The organism is Streptomyces sp. NPDC055239 (assembly GCF_053606205.1).
This window is the reverse complement of sequence record NZ_JBSGRD010000001.1, coordinates 776485-796365: the sequence shown is the minus strand read 5'-3', so window position 1 is coordinate 796365 and position 19881 is coordinate 776485. Positions and strand designations below refer to the sequence as shown.

Below are 19881 nucleotides of genomic sequence, written 5' to 3'. Positions count from 1 at the left end.
GCGGCGACTCCCCTACGTGGACTACGTGAACCTCACCGCCACGGAGCCGAGCCCCCTGAATTCGGCCCGGAAGACGTCACCCGGGCATGCGTCGACGGCCCGGGTGCAGGAGCCCGGCAGCACCAGGTGACCGGCCTCCAGGCGGACGCCGAACGACGCCACCTTGCGGGCGAGCCAGGCGACCGCCTCGGTCGGGTCTCCGAGCACGGCGCTCGTGTTGCCGCGGGCGATCTCCTCGCCGTCCTGGTAGAGAACAGCCCCGATGTCGGCGGGATCGAGGTCCCCCGGGGCGACGCGGGCATCGCCCAGGATCACTCCGGCCGACGAGGCGTTGTCGGCGACGGTGTCGGCCAGGCCGATCCTCCAGTCGGTGATCCGGCTGTCGATGAGTTCGATGGCGGGCACGATGTACTCGGTGGCCGCGAGCACGTCCGCCGCCGTGCAGCCCTCGCCCGGCAGGGCCTTGCCGAGGACGTAACCGATCTCGACCTCGATGCGCGGGAAGCAGTAGCGGGCCGTGTCGACGGATGCCCCCGACAGGACCATGTCGTCGAGCAGATGGCCGTAGTCCGGCTCGTCGACGCCCATCATCTGCTGCATGACCTCCGAGGACAGCCCCACCTTGTGGCCCCGCACCGCGGCTCCGGACGCCAGCCTCCTGCGGATGTTGAGCAGCTGGATCTCGTAGGCGTCGACCACGTCGATGTCGGGGTACGTACCGGCCAGGGGTGGGACCGGTGACCGGTCGCGCTCCGCGGTCCACAGCAGTTCGGCGGCAGCGGCGCGCTGCGCGGGGTCAAGCATCGGGGTTCTCCTTCTGGGTCGGGGGTCCGTCCGTGGGCGGGGCGGACCGGAAGCGGGCCCGGCCGCCCGACAGCGCCTCACGGCCTGCGGCCGACGCCTCGAAATGTGCCGCGTCGCCCCCGGGACCGTCCGCGTGGAATGAGTGGAATGACACGTCGAGGCTGTCCCCCGGGAACACCGGAGCGGTGAACCGCGCCTCGAGCTCCACCAGTTCGGCCGGGTGCGCACCCAGCGCGGGGGCGAGCACCAGCGTGGTCGCGGCGAGGCTGCACAGGCCGTGCAGAAAGGGCCGGGACATGCCCGCGGCCCGCGCGGCGTCCGGATCGATGTGCATGGCATGGCGGTCGCCGAGCAGCCGGTACAGGGCGGCCTGCCGGTGGTGGGTGTCGACGGTGAGCCGCTGGGCCGGGATTCCCTCGCGGTGAGCGGGCGCCGAGGGACCTCGCTCGCCGCCGAAGCCGCCGCAACCGGGGGCGAAGAGCGACCAAGTGGCCACGAAATAGTCCGAGGTCACCTGCACCTCGAACACGGCGGCCGATCCCTTGTCCCACACCTCGGCCACCCGGGCATGCGTGGTCAGCTCTCCGGATCGCGGCAACGGGCCGCGCACCAGCAGGCGTTGAGCGCCGTGCACGGCTGTCGTGACGTCGAAGGCACCGAGCGCGCCCAGGGCGTCCGGCGCCCACTGGGCCAGGGTCAGGGCGAAGGTGGGCAGCACCCGCAGGCGCTCTTCGTACACCAGGTCCAGATCGCTCGCCCGCGCGCCCACCGCGAGCGCGTAGAGGATCGCGTCCCGTTCGGTGTAGGCGACGGTACGGGTGCCGAGGTCGTGGCCGCGCCACGGGGAATCGGTCACCGGTCCGCCCCGAGGACGAGGCCGCTGGTCGGGACTCCGGTGCCCGCGGTGACCAGGACGTGTCCGACGTTCGCGGGCTGGTTCACCGACGTGCCGCGGACCAGGCGTACGCCTTCGGCGATGCCGTTCATGCCGTGCAGATAGGCCTCGCCCAACTGCCCGCCGTGCGTGTTGAACGGCAGCCTGCCGCCGAGCTCCAGATGGCCGTCCGCGATGAAGTCCTTCGCCTCGCCCCGTCCGCAGAAACCGAGCTCCTCCAGCTGCGGCAGCACCAGCGGCGTGAAGTGGTCGTACAGGATCGCGGCGTCGATGTCGGCGGGGGTGAGCCCGCTCTGCCGGTAGAGCTGCCGGCCGGTCAGGCCCATCTCCGGGATGCCGGAGATCGTGGGCCGGTAGTAGCTCGTCATCATGTGCTGGTCGGCGCCGAGCCCCTGGGCCGCGCCGCGGATCACGGCGGGCGGACGGGGCAGATTCCGGGCGCGCTCGGCCGAGACCACCACAAGGGCCTGGCCGCCGTCGGTCTCCTGGCAGCAGTCGAGCAGCCGCAGCGGTTCGGCGATCCAGCGTGAACTCTGGTGGTCGGCCAGGGTGATGGGACGTTCGTGGAAGTACGCGGCGGGATTGTTCGCCGCGTGGGCGCGGTCCACGACGGCGACCCGGCCGAAGTCCTCCGTGGTGGCGCCGTACTCGTGCAGATAGCGGCGGGCGAACATGGCCACCCACTGGGCGGGGGTGCTCAGCCCGAAGGGTGTCATCCAGGCGTAGGCGGCACGGTCGGCGGAGGTGTCCATCGGCCGGTCGGCCTGGCCGAGGCCGTAACGCTCCCCGGAGCGCTCGTTGAAGGCCCGGTAACAGACGACGACCTCGGCGGCGCCGGTGGCGACGGCCATGGCTGCCTGCTGCACGGTGGCGCAGGCCGCGCCGCCGCCGTAGCCGATGCGGGAGAAGAACGTCAGCTCGCCCATGCCGGTGTTGCGCGCGACGTGTATCTCGGCGTTGGTGTCCGCGGTGAAGGTGACCAGACCGTCGACGTCGGACGGCTTCAGGCCCGCGTCGGCGAGAGCGGAGAGCACGGCCTCACAGGCGAGCCGCAGTTCGCTGCGCCCGGAGAACTTGGAGAACTCGGTCGCGCCGATCCCGGCGACGGCGGCGGTGCCCGACAGGGGGTGCGTGGTCATCGGGGCTCCACCGCCTGCGGCAGGCGCAGCGAGACGGTGCCCGTGACGTGGGCACCCAGGCTGTTGGTGCCGGTCACCGCGATGTCGACGCATCGGTCCTCGTCGCGCTTGGCCGTCACCTCACCGCTGAGCACCATGGTGTCGCCCGGATGGTTGGGGGCGCCGAGGCGGATCCGGATCGCCTTGACGGCGGCGGCAGGTCCTGCCCAGGCGGTGACGTACCGGTCGACAAGACCGTTGCTGGTCAGAATGTTCATGAAGATGTCCTTCGCACCGCGTTGCCGGGCGAGTTCGGGGTCGTGGTGCACGTCCTGGTGGTCACGGCTCGCGAGGGCCGTGACGACGATCAGAGTGCGGGTCAGCGGGATCTTCAGCTCGGGCAGCGGGTCGCCGACGCGCACCTCGTCGTACGTTCTGGTGGGCGGCGGCGTCATGACGCGACCGTTCCGCCGGTCAGGAACCCTCCGAGCCGGGCGAGGTCCGCTCGGGCGCCCCCCAGCGTGGACGAGAGCTGCTTGCCCCACAGAAAGTGCCGGTGCACGGGGTAGTCCGTGTCCACCCCGATGCCTCCGTGCAGGTGCTGGACCCGGTGCACGGTGTTCAGACCCGCCTCCGAGGCCCACCATTTGGCGACGAGTACCGCGGTCTCACCCGCCGCCTCGCTCGTGCCCCCTGCCAGGGCGTCCACCGCGTGCCAGAGCGTCACGCGCATCGCGTCGATGTCGATGTAGCAGTCCGCGAGCTGATGCTGCACGGCCTGGAAGGTGGCAAGGGGGCGGCCGAACTGCTGCCGCTCACGCAGATGGTCGGCCGCGTGAGCGAGGGCGCCCTCGGCCACGCCCAGTTGGAGCGCGGCCAGGGCGGCGCGGGCGTGCCGTACGGTCCACTCGACGACGCCCGTGCCGGGGGTGCCGATCGCCTCGGCCGGGACGCCGTCAAGAGTGAGGTGGCCGCTCAGATCGTGGCTGGTGGTCTCGGCGTACTCCCATGTCGCGCCGGTGGCGTCGGACGCGACCAGGAAGAGCCCGGTGCCGCTCGCCGTGCGGGCGCTGACCAGGACGTGTCCGGCGCCGGACGGAGACGGTACGACGGCCTTCGTCCCGGTCAGGCGCCAGCCCGGGGAGCCGGACGCGGCGTCCGTGCTGTGGTGAACTCCGTTCCCTGTGGCCGTCGTTGGGGTTGCCGTGGCCTCGGGCTCCCCCGGGTCAGCGGGGCCGAACTCCTCCAGCGCCACGGTCAGACGGTCGGTGCCCGCCACGAGGGGCGGGAGCAGCCGGGCCCGCAGATGCGGGTCGCCGTGCGCCGCGACCGCGAGCGCCCCGACGAGCGCCGGCCACACCGGCACCGGCGCCACCCGTCGGCCCTGCTCCTCCAGGAGCACGCACAGACCGGCCACACCGAGCCCGGCGCCGCCCACCTCGTCGGGCAGGGCCACGCCGAGGAGTCCGGCGTCGGCCAGAACGCCCCAGAGCCGGTCGTCGACACGGTTCACCCCGGTCTCCACGGCGCGCAGCCGGTCGGGGGACGCCCGGTCGGTGAAGATCTCACGCGCCAGGTCCCGTACTGCTTCGAGCTCTTCTCCCAGGGAGAAATCCATCAGTTGGTCTCCGTCGCGGCGGGCCGGAACACCGGCAGGGACAGGTCGGGATCGGCGTCGAGCCAGTCGAGGACCACCGGCATCCCGATCGCCACGTCCTCGGGCGAGACACCGGCGAGGTCTGCGATGAGCCGGGTGCCCTCGTCCAGGGCGACGACCGCGACGAGATGCGGGAAGTCGAAGGCGGGATGCCGGGGATGGTGGTTCACCACGAAGCTGTAGACCTGCCCGCGTCCGGAGGCCTGGACGGTGTCCCACTCCAGGGAGCCGCATTCCGGGCAGCAGGGGCCCGGCGGATGACGCAGTACGGAACAGGCCGCGCAGCGCTGGACGAGAAGGCGGTGTTCGCGCGCGCCCTCGAACCAGAAGGCGTTGTCCCGGTTGACGGCGGGGCGAGGCCGCAGCGGCTGCGGCTCCGGCACGGGCTTCGACTCCGGCTCCGGATCTGGCTCTAGCTCTGGCTCTGGCTCTGGCTCTGGAGGGCGGAAACGCAGGGTCCGCCAGCGTTGCGTCGCGACGGTCGCGCCGTCCTGGTCGCTGTAGGTCTTCAGCGTCGTGACGAACCGTCCGGAGCCGAGCCCCGTCCGCTTCTCGGCCGAGATCGACTCGACGACCTCGTGTACCGCGACGTGATCGCCAAGGGCCAGTTCGCGGACGAACTCGAACTCGGAGTCCGTTGCCACGACCGAGGTGTAGCCGCCCGCGTCGAGCAGTCCGACCAGTTCGTCGAAGCCTCGTCGGCCTGCCGCGAGGTCGGCGGAACCGCCGTCTCCGCCGTAGCCGCGCATCGTCCACGCCTGCACCATGGACGCCGGAGCGACCACTCCGGCCCGTCCCGTGGCCCGGGCCGCCGCGCCGTCGGTGTACACCGGATTCGAGTCGCCCATGGCCGCCGTCCAGTGCCGGATCATCGGCTGGTTGACGGGATCGGGGCCCGGGGTGCGCGCTTTCAGCTCCCGTCCGACGAACGACTGCAGGCGCTCCTCGTAGTCGGAGCCGTCAACGACAGCGTCCTTCATGCGCCACGCCCCGCCCGGGGCAGGCCGAGCCCCTGGGTGGCGACCATGTCGCGCAGGATCTCGTTGACGCCGCCGCCGAAGGTGTTCACGATGCCCTGCCGCGAAAGCTGCTCGACCTGTCCGGCGAGGGCCGCCCCGGGTGACTCGGGCCTGATGCGCCCGGCCGCGCCGAGGATCTGACCGAGCGAGCGCTGGACGTGGATGTGCGTCTCGGTCCCGTACACCTTCGCGGCTCCCGCGTCGGCGCCGGTCAGCGTGGACGCGGCGACCGCCGCCGTCATCTTCCAGTTCATCAGCCGCATGGCCTCGAGCCGGGCGTACGTACGGGCGAACTCGTCGCGGACCCAGGGCAGTTCGACGGCGCCATTGGCCTCGGCCCACTCCAGGACCCGTTCCCAGAGCTGGATCATGCGTCCGCCGAGCGCGGCGAGCCCGATGCGCTCGTGGTTGAGCTGTGCGGTGATCAGCCGCCAGCCGCCGTCCACTTCGCCGACCACGTCCTCGACGGGCACCCGGATGCCGCTGTAGTAGGTGGCGGTGACGACCATGCCGCCCACCGTCGGCAGCGGGCTCCAGGAGAAGCCGTCGGCGTCGGTCGGCACGATCAGGATGGAGATGCCCCGGTGCTTGGGGGCGTCCGGGTCGGTCCTGGCCGCCAGCCAGATGTAGTCGGCCGTGTTGGCGCCACTGGTGAATATCTTGCTGCCGTCCACCACGAAGGACTGCCCGTCAGGGTCGAGCCGTGCCCGGGTGCTCAGCGAGGCGAGGTCGGTGCCCGCCCCGGGTTCCGTGTAGCCGATGGCGAAGACGATCTCGCCCGCGAGGATGCCCGGCAGGAACCGCTTCTTGTGCTCGTCGGAGCCGTGCGCCATCAGCGTCGGGCCCACGGTGTTCACGGTGACGAACGGGAAGGGCAGCCCGGCGCGCTGGACCTCGTCGAAGAACACGTACTGGTCCTCGGCGGACCGGCCCTGGCCTCCGTACTCGGTGGGCCAGCCGATACCGAGCCAGCCGTCGGCGCCGAGGCGGGCGACCACCTCGCGGAAACGGTCTCCGCCCACGCCTTCCTCGCCCGCCCGACGGCGCTCCTCCTCGGGCATCAGGCCCGAGAAGTACGCCCGCAGTTCCCGGCGCAGCTCTAGCTGCGCGGCGCTCTCGCGCAGTTGCATCTGGTTCTCCTTGGTCGTCACGTCGCGCTCAGGGGCTCGGGAGCTCAGGGGCTCAGAGGCTCAGGGAAGGAAGCGCCCGCGCCCGTTCGCGTGGAACTCGTCGCGCAGCGCCGCCTTGTCCTCGTCGGTCATCGGGGCGTACGCGGGCCTGCCGCGGCCGGTCCAGCGGTGGACGGGGTCGTCGGTGCGCCACCCGATGAGCTGCATCTCCTTCTTGCGCAGCTTGTTGGAGCCGGTCGTCGGCAGGGCGTGCGAGACGCGGACGTAGCGGGGCGCTCCCTTGGTGCCGAGGTCCTCCTGCCGGGCGAGGAACTCCGGCAGGTCCAGGTCCTGGAAGCGGGTCCCTTCGGCTATCTCGATCGCGGCCATCACCTGGTCGCCGGAGCGCGGGTCGGGGACGCCGAAGACACCGGCGGCGAGCACGCCGGGGTGCCTGCGCAGGATCCGTTCGGTGTGGAGCGCCGAGGTGTTCTCACCGTCGACCCTGATCCAGTCGCCGGAGCGGCCCGCGAAGTAGAAGTAGCCGGCCTCGTCGACGTAGCCGAGGTCGCCGGTCCAGTACCAGCCGTGGCGTACGCGTTCGGCGTTGGCCGCCTCGTTGTTGTAGTAGCCCTCGAAGCGGGCGGCGCCCTCGGTGTCGACGATCTCACCGATGGCGTCCTCGGGGTTGAGGACCCTGCCGTGACCGTCGAGCACGGCGGCGGGGCAGCGGGCGCGGCTCACCGGGTGCACGATCCTTACGCCGTCCCGTGCGGGCACCCCGAGCGCGCCCGTGGGGGCGTCCGGCGCCCGCCGGAGCATGCCTGCGCCCTCGCTGGATCCGTAGCCCTCGACGAGCCGGCAGCCGAACCGTTCGAGGAACGCGGCGGCGTCCTCCGGGGACGCCTCGGTGCCGAAGGCGTGGGTCAGCCGGTTGTCCCGGTCGTCGTCCGTCTCCGGCCGGGCCAGGATGTAGCCGATCGCCTTGCCCACATACGTGAAGTAGGTGGCGGAGAAGTGCCGTACGTCCGGCAGGAATCCGGAGGCCGAGAACCGTTCGGTGAGGGCGATGGTGGCGCCCGCGGTGAGCGCCGGGGCCCAGAGCGCCATCAGCGCGTTGCCGTGGAAGAGCGGCATCGGGCAGTAGCAGACGTCCGTCCGGCCGATGTCGTACTTGGCGCTGTTGGCCGCGCCGAGTGCGGCGAGCCGTCCCTGGGAGCAGATCGCGGCCTTGGAGGTACCGGTCGTCCCGGAGGTCAGCAGGAGCAGCATCCGGGTGGCGGCGGTCACCTCCGGGTCGCGGACCGGCTCCGAGGCGTACGTGGCGAGCCGGGCCGCGTACTCCGGAGTGTCCACGATCAGGAAACGGTCCCGGTCGACGCCGAAGTCCAGGCCGTCGAGCAGCGCCAGGCCTGCCGCGTCGGTGACGATCAACTGGCAGTCGGTGTGCCGCACTTCGCGTTCGAGTTCGGCACCGCGTCGGGTGGGATTGATGCCGACGACGGCCGCGCCGCCGAGTGCGGCGGCGCCCAGCCAGAAGACGTACTCGGGGACGTTGTCCAGGAGTACCCCGATATGGAACGGATCTCCGGTGCGCAGCTCGCCCGCCCAGGCGGCGCGGGCGGCGCTCTCCCTGACGACCTCGTCCCAGGTCCAGTCACGCTCGCGGGTGCGCAGTCCCACGTGGTCGTCCCCGGCGCGCGCGAGCAGCAGGTCGGCAATGGTCTTCTGTGGCACGGTCGGCCCCTCTCACCCGGCGGCCGGGGTGTGACGGATACGGATGGGGAACGGAGCGGTGTCCGCCACGCCCGGCTGTGGCGGATCCGGTTGCGGCGTGGCGCGCGCCGTCCGTCAGTCGAAGTTGGCCTGTCCGCCGTCGAGCGGGACGGTCGCGCCCGTGAGATAGCGGGCGTCCGGGCCGCAGAGCATGACGACGGCGCGTCCGATGTCCTGCTCGCAGTCGCCTACGTAGCCGAGCGGAATGGAGGCGCAGAACTCGGCTGCCTCCTGCGGGTGCTCGGCCTGCCACTTCTCGTACGACGGCGATGTGGCGTGCGGGGCGATCGCGTTGACCCGGATGCCGTCGCGGCCCCATTCGCCCGCCGCGCTGCGGGTCAGGGAGCGCAGGGCCACCTTGGCCGCGGCATACGCACCGTACGTGCGCAGGTCCCAGCGGACCATCGCGGAGGTGACCAGATTGACCACCGATCCGCCGCCGTTCCGCTTGAGATGCGGATGGCAGGCCTTCATGAGGGCGAACGCGGCGAACGGGCCGCTGCCGAAGCCCTTCTGGAAGTCCGCGTCGCTCATCGTGAGCAGCGGGCCGTAGGAGCCGGTGTAGGCGTTGTTGACGAGGATGTCGATGCGGCCGAAGCGCTCGGCGACTGCGGCCACGACCTCGGGAGCGCGCTCGGTGTCGAGGACGTCGAAGATGAAGGGTTCCGCCTCGACGCCTCGGGCGCGCAGTTGTTCGCAGACGCCTGTCAGCTTCGACGGGGTGCGTCCGAGCACGGCGATGGAGGCGCCCTCGGCGGCCAGGGCGAGAGCGATACCGCGGCCCACGCCCTGCCCGGCTCCGGTGACGAGCGCGACTCTGCCTTCGAGGCTTGGCATCCCTCTCCCTTTCGCTGGCGACCGCCGCTTTCCCTCAGGGGGGCGGCTGCTGCTTTCCCTTTCGGTGGCGGCTGCGCGCGCCCCGGATCCGACCATCCTTGGCGCGGTCCCGGACCGGGCGGTGTTCCGCTCCCGCTCAGTGGTACGGACGGGCCGGGCTCTTCGCCCTCAGTCGGGGCGCGGCAGGTGCTTGTTGATGAACAGTCCCTCCGCCGTGACGCACTCGCGGCCGCCGGCCGAGATGGCGCCGACGGTCCGGATCCGGGAACCGTCCACGGAGACCTGCCGGGCCGTGATCGTGAGCGGCTCGAACAGCGGTGTGGGCCGCCGGTAGCGCAGGGTCAGTTCCGCCGTCATGCCCGAGGGGCCGCCCCAGTGGTTCGCCACGCCGAGGGTGTGGTCGAGCAGGAGCGCGGACACACCTCCGTGGACGTGCCCCGGCGGGCCCTGGTACGGCAGGCCGAGGGTGACCGTGCCCTGGATCGAGCCGTCGTCCCTGCCGTGCAGGCTGAGGGGCGGGGCGAGGGCGTTCTCGGGTCCGGTGACCGGATCGTGGCGGGTCACCCCTGCGCCCTGCCACATCACGGCCATGCGGGCCGCCCGGTCGGGGACGTGCTCGTCGAGGTGGTCCGCCACGGCGTTCAGCTGTGCGGTGACGGCGGCCAGGTCGAGGCCGATCTGGTCGCCCACGGCGAGCAGCCCCTCGATCACCCGGCGGGCGGCCACGACCGCGGCGTCGACGCCGTGGTCGTGGGGTTCGGCGACCAGGAGCGGCGGCGCGTCCCGGCCGCCCGTCCGGGCAGGCACGCCCGTCTCCCGCGTATCGGCGTTCATGCGCGGACCGTCGCCGTCGCGTGGGTGAGCACCGGCGCGTCCGCCCGCTCGGGACAGGTGGAGCGCAGCACGAGCCGCTCGGCCCCGTCCGCGTCCGTGCCCGCACCGCGCCAGACGGAGGTACGGATCGTCTCCCCCGGGCTCAGCGATCCGGCGAACCGTACGCTCAGGCCGGTCAGCCGCGTCACGTCACCGTCGAGCATTCCGTCGACGAGTGCCTTGCAGACCAGTCCGTACGAAGCGAGCCCGTGCAGGATCGGACGGTCGAACCCGGCGGCCTTCGCGAACTCCGGTTCGGCGTGCAGGGGGTTGAGATCGCCGTTGAGCCGGTACAGGAGTGCCTGCCGGGGTGAGGTCGGTGAGCTGAGGACGAGATCGGCGGGGCCATCGGGCTCGGCCGGGGTTTCCTCCGGGCCCGGCTCGCCGCCGAAGCCGCCCTCGCCCCTGGCCCAGATGCGGGTGGTCGAGGTCCACAGGGCCTCGCCACCGGGAGTGGTGGCGGCCGACTCCAGGACGATCAGGGCAGCCTTGCCCTTGTCCCATACGTCGGCGATGCGTGAGGTGAGCGTCGCGGTGCCGGACGGCGGCAGTGGGCGGTGGACCGTGATCCCCTGTCCGGCATGCAGCATGGACCGCAGGTCGATGTCGATGCCGGGCATCACGTCACCGACGGCGGGGGTGTCGCCGGCCGAGGGGCCGGATCCCGCGACCACGGCGAAGGTCGGCAGGACCGTCAGGCCGTGTTCGTAGGTGAGGTGCAGTTCGGGGCCGGTCGCCTCGTCGGCTCCCGCGCCCAGGCTGAGGTGGTAGAGGAGCACGTCACGGGTGCTCCAGCTGATGTCGCGCCGGGACGGTTCGGCGCCGAGCGCCTTGTGCCGGTCGATGGGCATGAACGGCCTTTCAGGATAGGGCAGTTGGGTGGAGGTCAGGCCTGGCGGGTGCGCTTCGGCGCGGGTTCGGGGTCGCGCGGCAGGCCGAGCAGCCGCTCCCCGATGATGTTGAGCTGGACCTCGGTGGTGCCGCCCGCGATGGACAGGCAGCGGGAGTTGAGGAACATCCAGGTGGGGTCGTGGCGGTGGCCCTCGCCGGTCAGCGCGGCGGTGCCCTGCCACTCCACGCACATCTCCCAGACCTGCTGCTGGTGTTCGACGCCGAGCAGTTTGGCGATGCTGGCCTCGGCGCCCGGCTGCTGCCCGGCGACCGAGCGCAGGGTCGTGCGCAGACCGAGCAGGGCGCCCGACTGCCCGTCGCACAGGGCGCCGCCAAGATCGGTCAGGCGTGCGTCGTCGACCATGTCCGGTGTGGCCGCGGCCATCTCCAGGAGCGTACGGGCGCCCGAGCCCACGGTGTCGTCGGAGAGCGCGACCCGCTCGTTGGCGAGGGTGGTGCGGGCGAGTTTCCAGCCGTCGCCGGGTCCTGCGACCAGCATGTCGTCGGGGATGAACACCTGGTCGAGGAAGACCTCGTTGAACTCGGCCTCACCGGTGATCTGCCGCAGCGGCCTGATGTCGAGGCCGGGGCTCGTCATGTCGAGGAGGAAGTACGACAGGCCCTTGTGCTTGGGTGCGTCGGCGTCGGTGCGGGCAAGGAGGACACCCCAGTGGGCGTCCCGGGCCATCGAGGTCCACACCTTCTGCCCGGTGATCAGCCAGCCTCCGTCGGTCTTCTCGGCGCGGGTGGTAAGACCGGCGAGGTCCGAGCCCGCCCCCGGCTCGCTGAACAGCTGGCACCACATCAGGTCCCCGCTGAGACTCGGGGCGAGGAAACGCTCCTGCTGGGCGGCGTCTCCGTGGGCGATGAGCGTCGGTACCACCCAGCCGCCGATGATCATGTCCACGGGTGTCAGGCCGGCGGCCCGCAGTTCCTCGGCGATGACGAGCTGCGTCACGGCGTCGGCCCCCTTGCCCCAGGGGGCGGGCAGGTGCGGTGCGGTGTAGCCGTCGGCGGCGAGCCGGGTCAGCCGCTCTTTGCCCTCCAGAGCGGCTGCGGCACGGAGTTCGGCCCGTACGGAGGCCCGCGCGGTCTCCGCCTCCGGTGGCAGCTCGACGCCCAGGGTCCTGTGTGCGCCGTCCAGGGTGAGACGGGCGACGCGGCGGCGCCAGTGGGCCGTCGTACCGAGGGTGACACGCAGGGTCTGGGCCCGGCGCAGTGCGAGGTGCGCCTCGTGCTCCCAGGTGAAGCCGATGCCGCCGAGGATCTGGATGCAGTCCTTCGTGGTGGCGAACCCCGCCTCCACGCTGGTCGCACCGGCCACGGCGGCGGCCAGCGCCGCCTCCCCGGGGTCGGTCACCGCGCCGGGGTCCGCCGCACGCGCCGCGTCCCAGGCGCAGGCCCTCGCCTGCTCGGCCTGGGCGAGCATCCGCGCGCAGCGGTGCTTGACGCCCTGGAACTGGCCGACCGGGCGCCCGAACTGCTCGCGCACCCGGGCATAGTCGGCGGCCGTGGCGACAGAGCGGTCGGCGATGCCCGCGGCCTCCGCGGCGAACAGCGCCGCCGCCAGGTCGAGCGGCCCGTGCTCGTCGATGTCGAGGATGTCGGCGTCCTGCACCGTGACGTCCCGCAGCCGCAGCCTGGTCGAGCGCCTGGTGAGGTCATGGCTCGCGACGTCGTCCGCCTGCACGGCGACGCGCGGCAGCACGATCCAGGCGAGACCGCCGCTGTCGCCGTCGCTGGCACTGTCGCGGACCGGCAGTACGAAGAGGTCGGCGAGGTGGCCGCCGACGACGAGTTCCGATGCGCCGGAGACGCTCGCCGTGCCGTCCTCGGCGCGGGTGAGGCGGAGAGTGCCCGGAGCGAGGCCGATCGCGCCGACGCGGGTTCCGTCTGCGAGCGCGGCCAGTGGCCCTGTGTGTCCGGCCCGGTGCAGTACAGCGGCGGTGAGAGTACTGGGCAGGAAAGGCCCCGGCGTCAGGGCACGCCCCAATTCCTCTACCACTACGGCCAGTTCGAGCAGACCGTAGCCGGATCCGCCGTGCTCCTCGGGCAGATGCAGGCCGAGCAGACCCTGCCCTGCGAGCTCGCCCCAGTACGGCGGCAGGGTCTCGTCCTTGGCGTCGACGGCCTGACGGACGGTGTCCTGGGTGATGTGCCGCTCGACGAGGGTGCGTACGGCGTCGCGCAGGTCGCGGTGTTCCTCGGTGAGTCCGATGGTCATGACGCCCCCTCAGACGCGTTCGATGATGGTGGCGGTGGAGTGTGCGCCGCCCGCGCACATGGTGATCAGGGCGGTGGACCGGTCGGCGCGCTCCAGTTCGTTCACGGCCTGGGTGATGAGCCGGGCGCCGGTGGAGCCCACGGCGTGGCCGAGGGCGATGGCGCCTCCATTGACGTTGACCTTGTCCATGTCGGCGTCGTGGACCTGCGCCCAGGAGAGCACCACGGAGGCGAACGCCTCGTTGATCTCGACCAGATCGATGTCGTCCAGCGTCATGCCCGCCCGGCGCAGCACGTGCGCGGTGGCCTCCACGGGCCCGTCCAGGTGGTAGTACGGATCGGAGCCGACCATGCCGGAGGCGACGATCCGGGCACGGGGGCGCAGCCCGAGCCGCTCGGCCCGCTGTTCGCTCATCAGCAGTACGGCGGCTGCTCCGTCGCTGATCTGGGAGGAGTTGGCGGCGGTGTGGATGCCGTCGGGGAGCACCGGCTTCAGCGCGGCGGCCTTCTCCGCCGTAGTGGCGCGCAGCCCCTCGTCACGGGTGACCCGGGTGGTCCCGCCGGTCGGCCCGTCCGGTCCGTGCACGGGGGCGTCGATCTCGATGATCTGCCCGTCGAAGCGCCCCTCGGCCCAGGCGGTGGCGGCCTTGCGCTGCGAGGCGACACCGAAGGCGTCCACGTCGGCGCGGGTGATGCCGCGCTTGCGGGCGATCCGCTCGGCGGCGTTGAACTGGTCGGGCATGTCGAGGTCGAAGTCCTCCGGCACCGGTGACCCGGTGTCCGGGGTGAGCGCCTGGCCGAGGAAGACCCGGCTCATCGACTCCACGCCGCAGCCGATGCCCGCTTCGATCGCACCGGAGGCGATGAGCCCGGCGATCAGGTGCACGGCCTGCTGGGACGATCCGCAGGCGCAGTCGATGGACGTGCACGCGGTGGTGTAGGGCAGTCCGGCATGCAGCCAGGCGTTTCGGGTGACGTTGTTGGACTGCTCCCCCGCCTGGGTGACGCAGCCGCCGATCACCTGTTCGACCACGTCAGGTGCGATGCCCGAGCGGTCGATGAGCCCTCGCTGGGTCAGACCGAGCAACTGCGCCGGATGCAGGGCGGACAGGGCACCGCGGCGCCGGCCGACCGGTGTGCGTGCGGCGTCGACGATGACGGCCTCGGCCATGGTTCTCCGTAGGGATGAGGCGGCCCGCCGACCGGTGAGGGGCCGGGCGGGCTCGGCTGACCACCGGATCCGGGCGGGGCGGTGGCTGACGCGAGAGGTCCGGAGGGATGTCCGGGGCCCGCGTCACATCCAAAAACTAGAATTGGTTCTCGCAAGAGGCAACCGTCAGTCCCGCTGAGTGACTTGACCGGGCTACTGACGGACGGGCCCACCTCAGACAGGGGAGACACCGGCGATCTGGTCCGCCCGGACGGCCGGTTCCGGTCAGTGGGACCGGCGCCGCCGGACGCCCGTGGCCCGCCCTAACGTCCGGACCTTGGAGAAGTCGCGTCCTGAGGGGATGAGATCAACGTGAGCGCAGTCGAGTCAGAGCACGACGCAGTCCGGTCCATCGAGGCCGGGGCAGCGCCGACCCGCTTCGCCCGCGGCTGGCACTGCCTGGGCCTGGCCGAGAGGTACAAGGACGGCAAGCCGCACTCGGTGGAGGCCTTCGGCCAGAAGCTCGTGGTGTTCCGGAGCGGCGACGGCACGCTGAATGTCCTCGACGCCTACTGCCGGCACATGGGAGGCGACCTCTCTCAGGGCACCGTCAAGGGTGACCAGGTCGCCTGCCCCTTCCACGACTGGCGCTGGGGCGGCGACGGCCGCTGCAAACAGATCCCGTACTCCCGGCGAGTGCCCCTGCGGGCCCGCACCGCCGCCTGGCCGACCCTCGACCAGGACGGGATGCTGTTCGTCTGGAACGACCCCGAGGGCAATCCGCCGCCCTCGGATGTGACCGTTCCACGCATCGAGGGCGCCACGAGCGAGGGCTGGACCGACTGGGTCTGGTACGAGACCGTGGTGGACGCCAACTGCCGTGAGGTGGTGGACAACGTCGTGGACATGGCGCACTTCTTCTACGTGCACTACTCGTTCCCGACGTACTTCAAGAACGTCTTCGAGGGCCACACCGCCACCCAGTACATGCACGGATCCGGGCGGCCGGACGCCCGGCCGCAGGAGCAGGACGGCAGTCGCCCGAAGACCACGGGCAGCGAGTCGGTGGCCAGCTACCACGGCCCGTCGTTCATGATCGACGACCTCACCTACCACTTCGAGACGGGCGATGTGCAGTCGGTCCTGATCAACTGCCACTATCCGGTGAGTGCCGACAAATTCATCCTCCAGTACGGCATCATCGTCAAGCGCTCGGACACGATGACGGGCGAAGAGTCCGACCAACTCGCATCGAGCATGGCCGAGTTCATCAAGCTGGGTTTCGAGCAGGACATCGCGATCTGGAGGAACAAGACCCGGATCGACAATCCGCTCCTGTGCGAGGAGGACGGCCCGGTCTATCAACTGCGCCGCTGGTACGAGCAGTTCTACGTGGACGCGGACGCGGTGCGCCCCGAGATGACGGACCGCTTCGAGTTCGAGCTCGACACCACCCGGCCCGTCGAGGCCTGGCAGCAGGAGGTCGAGGACAACCTCGCCCGCAAGGCCGCAGCGGCGAAGATCCCGGCCGTCTGATGCCGCCCGAGGACAACCGCCTCACCGACGGGGCGCCGATGCGCCCGGTGTCCTGCCAAGAGTGCGGCGGCCGGGTGCTGGTGCGCAAGAGCAGTTGGCACCAGACGAGCGTGCAGTGGAGCGGCGATGCCGTGCGCGGCTGCACGCGGCGCACGGCCTCCACGACCGGTTCCGCAGCGCCCGGCGGCTTCGAGACATGCCCCGCGCTCAGGGCCACCATTCGCGAGGCGGCCCTGAGCGGCACACTCGAAGTCCTGGACGACGACCGCACGGCCTGAACACGGAAGCGGGCCTTCCCTGCGAACTACCCCTGCCATACGGGGAGTTCGCAGGGCAGGCCCGCTTCGTCGCGCTAACGGCTCCCGACAGCGGCGGCTCGGCCCGCCCTGCGCCCGAAGAACGTACCGTCGCCGAGCGACGTACCGCTCACATAGCCCGCACCATGGATCCCGGAGGACGCCCGCCCCGCGGCGAAGAGGCCGGGTACGGCACGGCCGGACTGGTCGGCGACGGCGCCGTCGACGTCGGTGCGCAGTCCCCCGAGGGTGAATCCGGAGACACCGGTGCCGGGTCCTGTCCGGTCGCCCCCGTGGAAACCGAGACGCGGATCGATCGCGGCGAAGGGGCCCTTCAAGGGGCGCAGCCAGCGGGTGTCCTTGTGGAAGTACGGGTCGTCGCCGCGTTCGGCATGGCGGTTGTAGGTGGCGACGGACGACTCGAGTGCGCCCTCGGGCATGCCGAGTTCGGCCTCCAGAGCCGCCAGGGTCTCTTCGGCGAACCGGGGCAGGACTCCCCAGCGCTCTGACTCCGGTACCGACTCGTAGCCGTCCTCGTCGACGATCACCCAGTACGGTCCTGGCTGGGTCAGCACCGCGGCCACGCTGAACAGGCCGGGGTAGACGTCCTCGTTGATGAAGCGCCGGCCATGGCCGTTGACCAGCATGCCGCGGGCGGCCAGGGCCGGCAGGGCGGTGAGGGCGATCTCGGTGACCGCCATCCGCCGGGTCGCGGCGCCCACGGCGGCCGCCATCCGGATGCCGCTGCCGTCGTCCAGGCCGTCGCTGACCTTGCCGTGGCCGAGCAGATGGGGCGCGTGGTCGGCCAGCATCTCCTCGTTGTCCACGAATCCGCCCGTGGTGAGGACGACACCCGTGCGGGCCCGATGGGCGACGTCCTCGCCGTAGCGCCGTGCGGTGACACCGACGACCCGGCCGTCGTCGTCCACGATCAGCGCCGTGGCCAGGGTGTCGGTGTGGCACCGGGCGCCCGCGTCACGGGCGGCGGCGACGAGCTTCTCCATCACCAGCCAGCCGCCGAACGACTCGGTGGCGGGCCGGTGTCCACGCGGGGCCGGGCGGGCCACGGTGGTGTAGGGCCAGGCGTTCTCGCCGAGCCACATCAGCCCGTCCTTCGACGTGGGCATCCAGGTCGGGGCGTCCCACAGGCTCGGCTCGAAGGTGAGCCCCCGGTCGGTGAACCAGCGGAAGTGCTCGGTGCTCCCCTCGCAGTACAGCCGCAGCTTCTCCTCGTCGGCGCCCGGTCCGAGCGCCGCCCTGAGGTAGGCGAACATGTCGTCCGCCGTGTCCTCGAAGCCGCAGGCCAGCTGAACGGGAGTGCCCCCGCCGAGGTACAGCTCGCCGCCGGACAGTGCCGACGAGCCGCCCGCGGCGCCCGCGCGCTCCAGTACGAGCACCTCGGCGCCGGCCTCTGCCGCCTCGAAGGCGGCAGCCGCGCCCGCGCAGCCGAAACCGACCACCAGGACGTCGGTCTCGGTGTCGTACCGGGTCACCGAGTCCGCGCGGACCGGAGCAACGGGCCGCGCGGTGCTCACGCCTTCGTCCCTGACGGGGTGAAGGCCGCGAGCGGCTCGGAGCCCGACCAGTCATGACCCCAGTAACTGTCGGCGGTGATCTCTTCCGCCGTGTAGTGCGTCTCGTCGACGAGCATGCCCTCGCAGCCGTACTCCAGGTCCCAGCCGCCGGGCGCCCGCACGTAGAACGACACCATTTTGTCGTTGGTGTGCCGCCCCAGGGTCGAGGACAGCGGAAAGCCGAGCCGCCCCACGTTGTCGAGGGCGCGGCCCACCGCGTCCAGGGTGTCCACCTCGACCATCAGGTGGACGAGGCCCGGCGCTTCCCCGTGCGGCGCGGGGCACACGGCGAGGCTGTGGTGACGCTGGTTGACGCCCATGAAACGGACGCGGCGCGGCGGAGCGTCCGGGTCCTGCTTGCTGATCTTGACGGCGCCGCGCGGCAGGAAGCCGAGCACCTCGGTGTAGAAGGAGACGGTCTCCTCCATCTGCGTGGTGGGCAGCACCACATGGCCCATCCCCTGGGCTCCGGTGACGAAGTCCTGGCCCAGGCCCGTGAGTACCGGACTGTGGTCGAGCTCGGGCGCGAAGAACACCTCGACCGGGACGCCCGCGGGATCCTCGAAGGCCAGGGCGGACTCCACTCCCCGCGCGTCGGTCTCCGCCCGGGAGAGCTCCTTGACCGCCGTGCCCGAGGCCTCGACGGCGCGTCCGACCGCGGCAAGGGCGAACTGGTCGCGCACTTCCCAGCCGACGGCCAGGACCCGGTCGGTGTCCCCGGGCAGGACCACGAGCCGGGCCCTGCGTTCGTCCATGCGCAGGTGCAGGGCGTCCTTCTCGGGGCCCGACCCCTCGGCGAATCCGAGCGCGTCGACGGTGAGTTCGCGCCAGCGGCCGATGTCGCGGCTCTGGACCCGGAGATAACCGAGTCCGCGGATCTGGGGCATACGTGTCTCCTGTCTTCTCGTCCATCAGATGTCTGGTCCGGCAGAAGGTGCTAGATCATGGAGCGCATGGGGCCCTGCGGCGGGTCGACACCGAGTTCGGTCAGAGCCGACGCGTGGAAGACGGACCCGGGTACGTGGATGGCGTGGGCGAGGCCGGTGTGCGCATCGCGCCAGAACCGCTGGATGGGGTTGTCCAGGCGCATCGCGTTGCCGCCCGAGCGCGCGACGATCTCGTCGACCGCACGGACCGCACGCCAGGCGGCCGCGGCCTGGGTGCGCCGGCCGACTGCCCGCCGCTCGAACGTGACCTCCTTGCCCGCCGCCACCAGGTCGTACAGCTCACCGATGTTGCCCAGGAGCGCGGACCGGGATGCGGCGATCTCCGCCGCCGCGTCGCTCACCGCGTACAGGACGTAGGGATCGTCCTTGACGGCCTGACCGGTGATCTGGACGCGGTCGCGCTGGTAGGCGAGGTGGTGGGCGAGCGCGCCTTCGCAGATGCCGATAACGGCGGCGGTGATGCCGAGCGGGAAGGCGGCGGAGAACGGCAGCCGGTAGGCGGGGTTGGTCAGACCGGCCTCCTCGGCAAGGCTGCCGTCGACGACCTTGGCGTACTCGATGACGCGGTACGCGGGCACGAAGGCGTCGCGGACGATCACGTCCTTGCTGCCGGTGCCGCGCAGACCGACCACGTCCCAGGAGTCCTCGACGATCTCGTAGTCGGCACGCGGCAGGATGACGTGCACGGACTGCGGCGGCATAAGACGCTCTCCTGCGGCGTCGGCGAGGAAACCGCCGAGGAAGATCCACTCGCAGTGGTCGGTGCCGGAGGAGAACTGCCAGCGGCCGTTGAACACATAGCCGTCGTCGACCGGCTTGAGCACACCCATCGGCGCGTAGGGAGAGGCGATCCAGGTGTCGGGGTCCTCGCCCCAGACCTCCTGACGCACCCGCGGGTCGGCCATCGCCATCTCCCAGGGGTGCACGCCGACCACGCCGGTGACCCAGCCGGTGGCGCCGTCGCAGGCGGCGATCCGCATGACGGTCTCGGCGAACTCCCGCGGATGCAGTTCGAGTCCGCCGTGCGCCTTCGGCTGAAGCATGCGGATCGCGCCGGTGTCCCGCAGGATCTTGGCCGCCTGGTCGTCCAGCTTGCCGAGGGCCTCGTTCGCCGGGCCGAGCGCGCGGATCTCGTCGGCCCGGGTGAGGACGGCGTCGAGTACCGGATTGGACATG

At 71.5% G+C, this 19881-nt stretch carries 18 protein-coding genes; 2 read left to right on the top strand and 16 right to left on the bottom strand.

What is annotated here, in order from left to right; translation table 11 throughout:
• Nucleotides 1-21: 21 nt before the first annotated feature.
• The 13 genes from ACWFRJ_RS03235 to ACWFRJ_RS03175 all read right to left on the bottom strand — a co-directional run bounded on the left by ACWFRJ_RS03235 (nt 22) and on the right by ACWFRJ_RS03175 (nt 14373).
• On the bottom strand, nt 22-804 hold the full coding sequence (locus ACWFRJ_RS03235; protein WP_453524459.1) for a 2-keto-4-pentenoate hydratase: 783 nt from the start codon (nt 802-804) through the stop codon (nt 22-24).
• Nucleotides 797-1660 (bottom strand): MaoC/PaaZ C-terminal domain-containing protein, encoded by an 864-nt coding sequence (locus ACWFRJ_RS03230; protein WP_453524458.1) that lies wholly within the window; start codon nt 1658-1660, stop codon nt 797-799. Before ACWFRJ_RS03230 ends, ACWFRJ_RS03235 begins: the two co-directional genes overlap by 8 nt.
• Entirely contained in the window at nt 1657-2838 is a 1182-nt protein-coding gene (locus ACWFRJ_RS03225) for a lipid-transfer protein (RefSeq protein ID WP_453524457.1), read from the bottom strand. Before ACWFRJ_RS03225 ends, ACWFRJ_RS03230 begins: the two co-directional genes overlap by 4 nt.
• Nucleotides 2835-3272 (bottom strand): MaoC family dehydratase, encoded by a 438-nt coding sequence (locus ACWFRJ_RS03220; RefSeq protein WP_453524456.1) that lies wholly within the window; start codon nt 3270-3272, stop codon nt 2835-2837. Before ACWFRJ_RS03220 ends, ACWFRJ_RS03225 begins: the two co-directional genes overlap by 4 nt.
• A complete protein-coding gene (locus tag ACWFRJ_RS03215) occupies nt 3269-4435 on the bottom strand; it encodes an acyl-CoA dehydrogenase family protein (protein ID WP_453524455.1) in 1167 nt (388 codons plus the stop codon). Before ACWFRJ_RS03215 ends, ACWFRJ_RS03220 begins: the two co-directional genes overlap by 4 nt.
• Nucleotides 4435-5454, bottom strand: a complete 1020-nt coding sequence (locus ACWFRJ_RS03210) for a bifunctional MaoC family dehydratase N-terminal/OB-fold nucleic acid binding domain-containing protein (RefSeq protein WP_453524454.1) — start codon at nt 5452-5454, stop codon at nt 4435-4437. Before ACWFRJ_RS03210 ends, ACWFRJ_RS03215 begins: the two co-directional genes overlap by 1 nt.
• The gene (locus ACWFRJ_RS03205; RefSeq protein WP_453524453.1) at nt 5451-6623 is read right to left on the bottom strand and encodes an acyl-CoA dehydrogenase family protein; all 1173 of its coding nucleotides are present in this window, start codon (nt 6621-6623) and stop codon (nt 5451-5453) included. The genes ACWFRJ_RS03210 and ACWFRJ_RS03205 overlap by 4 nt, the downstream gene beginning before the upstream one ends.
• A 60-nt stretch (nt 6624-6683) precedes the next feature.
• Nucleotides 6684-8339 carry an AMP-binding protein gene (locus tag ACWFRJ_RS03200; RefSeq protein ID WP_453524452.1) on the bottom strand — a complete coding sequence of 552 codons (1656 nt, stop codon included), beginning with the start codon at nt 8337-8339 and terminating at the stop codon, nt 6684-6686.
• Between the two features lie 114 nt (nt 8340-8453).
• The gene (locus ACWFRJ_RS03195; RefSeq protein ID WP_453524451.1) at nt 8454-9215 is read right to left on the bottom strand and encodes an SDR family NAD(P)-dependent oxidoreductase; all 762 of its coding nucleotides are present in this window, start codon (nt 9213-9215) and stop codon (nt 8454-8456) included.
• Between the two features lie 168 nt (nt 9216-9383).
• Entirely contained in the window at nt 9384-10049 is a 666-nt protein-coding gene (locus tag ACWFRJ_RS03190) for a PaaI family thioesterase (protein ID WP_453524450.1), read from the bottom strand.
• Nucleotides 10046-10939, bottom strand: a complete 894-nt coding sequence (locus ACWFRJ_RS03185) for a MaoC/PaaZ C-terminal domain-containing protein (RefSeq protein WP_453524449.1) — start codon at nt 10937-10939, stop codon at nt 10046-10048. The genes ACWFRJ_RS03190 and ACWFRJ_RS03185 overlap by 4 nt, the downstream gene beginning before the upstream one ends.
• Before the next feature lie 35 nt (nt 10940-10974).
• Complete coding sequence (locus tag ACWFRJ_RS03180) at nt 10975-13203, bottom strand: acyl-CoA dehydrogenase (RefSeq protein WP_453524448.1); 2229 nt, start codon at nt 13201-13203, stop codon at nt 10975-10977.
• Nucleotides 13204-13212: 9 nt separating this feature from the next.
• On the bottom strand, nt 13213-14373 hold the full coding sequence (locus ACWFRJ_RS03175; RefSeq protein WP_453524447.1) for a steroid 3-ketoacyl-CoA thiolase: 1161 nt from the start codon (nt 14371-14373) through the stop codon (nt 13213-13215).
• Nucleotides 14374-14724: 351 nt separating this feature from the next.
• Here ACWFRJ_RS03175 and ACWFRJ_RS03170 point away from each other — a divergent pair, with 351 nt between their 5' ends.
• Together ACWFRJ_RS03170 and ACWFRJ_RS03165 are read left to right on the top strand one after the other, a co-directional pair.
• A complete protein-coding gene (locus ACWFRJ_RS03170; RefSeq protein WP_453524446.1) occupies nt 14725-15888 on the top strand; it encodes a Rieske 2Fe-2S domain-containing protein in 1164 nt (387 codons plus the stop codon).
• Nucleotides 15888-16166, top strand: coding sequence for a ferredoxin (locus ACWFRJ_RS03165; protein WP_453524445.1), 279 nt, complete (start codon nt 15888-15890; stop codon nt 16164-16166). The genes ACWFRJ_RS03170 and ACWFRJ_RS03165 overlap by 1 nt, the downstream gene beginning before the upstream one ends.
• 74 nt (nt 16167-16240) lie before the next feature.
• Here ACWFRJ_RS03165 and ACWFRJ_RS03160 read toward each other — a convergent pair whose 3' ends face one another.
• Genes ACWFRJ_RS03160 through ACWFRJ_RS03150 form a run of 3 tightly spaced genes read right to left on the bottom strand, consistent with a single transcriptional unit; the run spans nt 16241 to nt 19880 of the window.
• The gene (locus tag ACWFRJ_RS03160; protein WP_453524444.1) at nt 16241-17719 is read right to left on the bottom strand and encodes an FAD-dependent oxidoreductase; all 1479 of its coding nucleotides are present in this window, start codon (nt 17717-17719) and stop codon (nt 16241-16243) included.
• Nucleotides 17716-18645: a VOC family protein gene (locus ACWFRJ_RS03155; protein WP_453524443.1), complete on the bottom strand. Its 930-nt coding sequence runs from the start codon at nt 18643-18645 to the stop codon at nt 17716-17718. The genes ACWFRJ_RS03160 and ACWFRJ_RS03155 overlap by 4 nt, the downstream gene beginning before the upstream one ends.
• 50 nt (nt 18646-18695) lie before the next feature.
• Nucleotides 18696-19880 (bottom strand): acyl-CoA dehydrogenase family protein, encoded by a 1185-nt coding sequence (locus ACWFRJ_RS03150; RefSeq protein WP_453524442.1) that lies wholly within the window; start codon nt 19878-19880, stop codon nt 18696-18698.
• Nucleotide 19881: the final 1 nt, after the last annotated feature.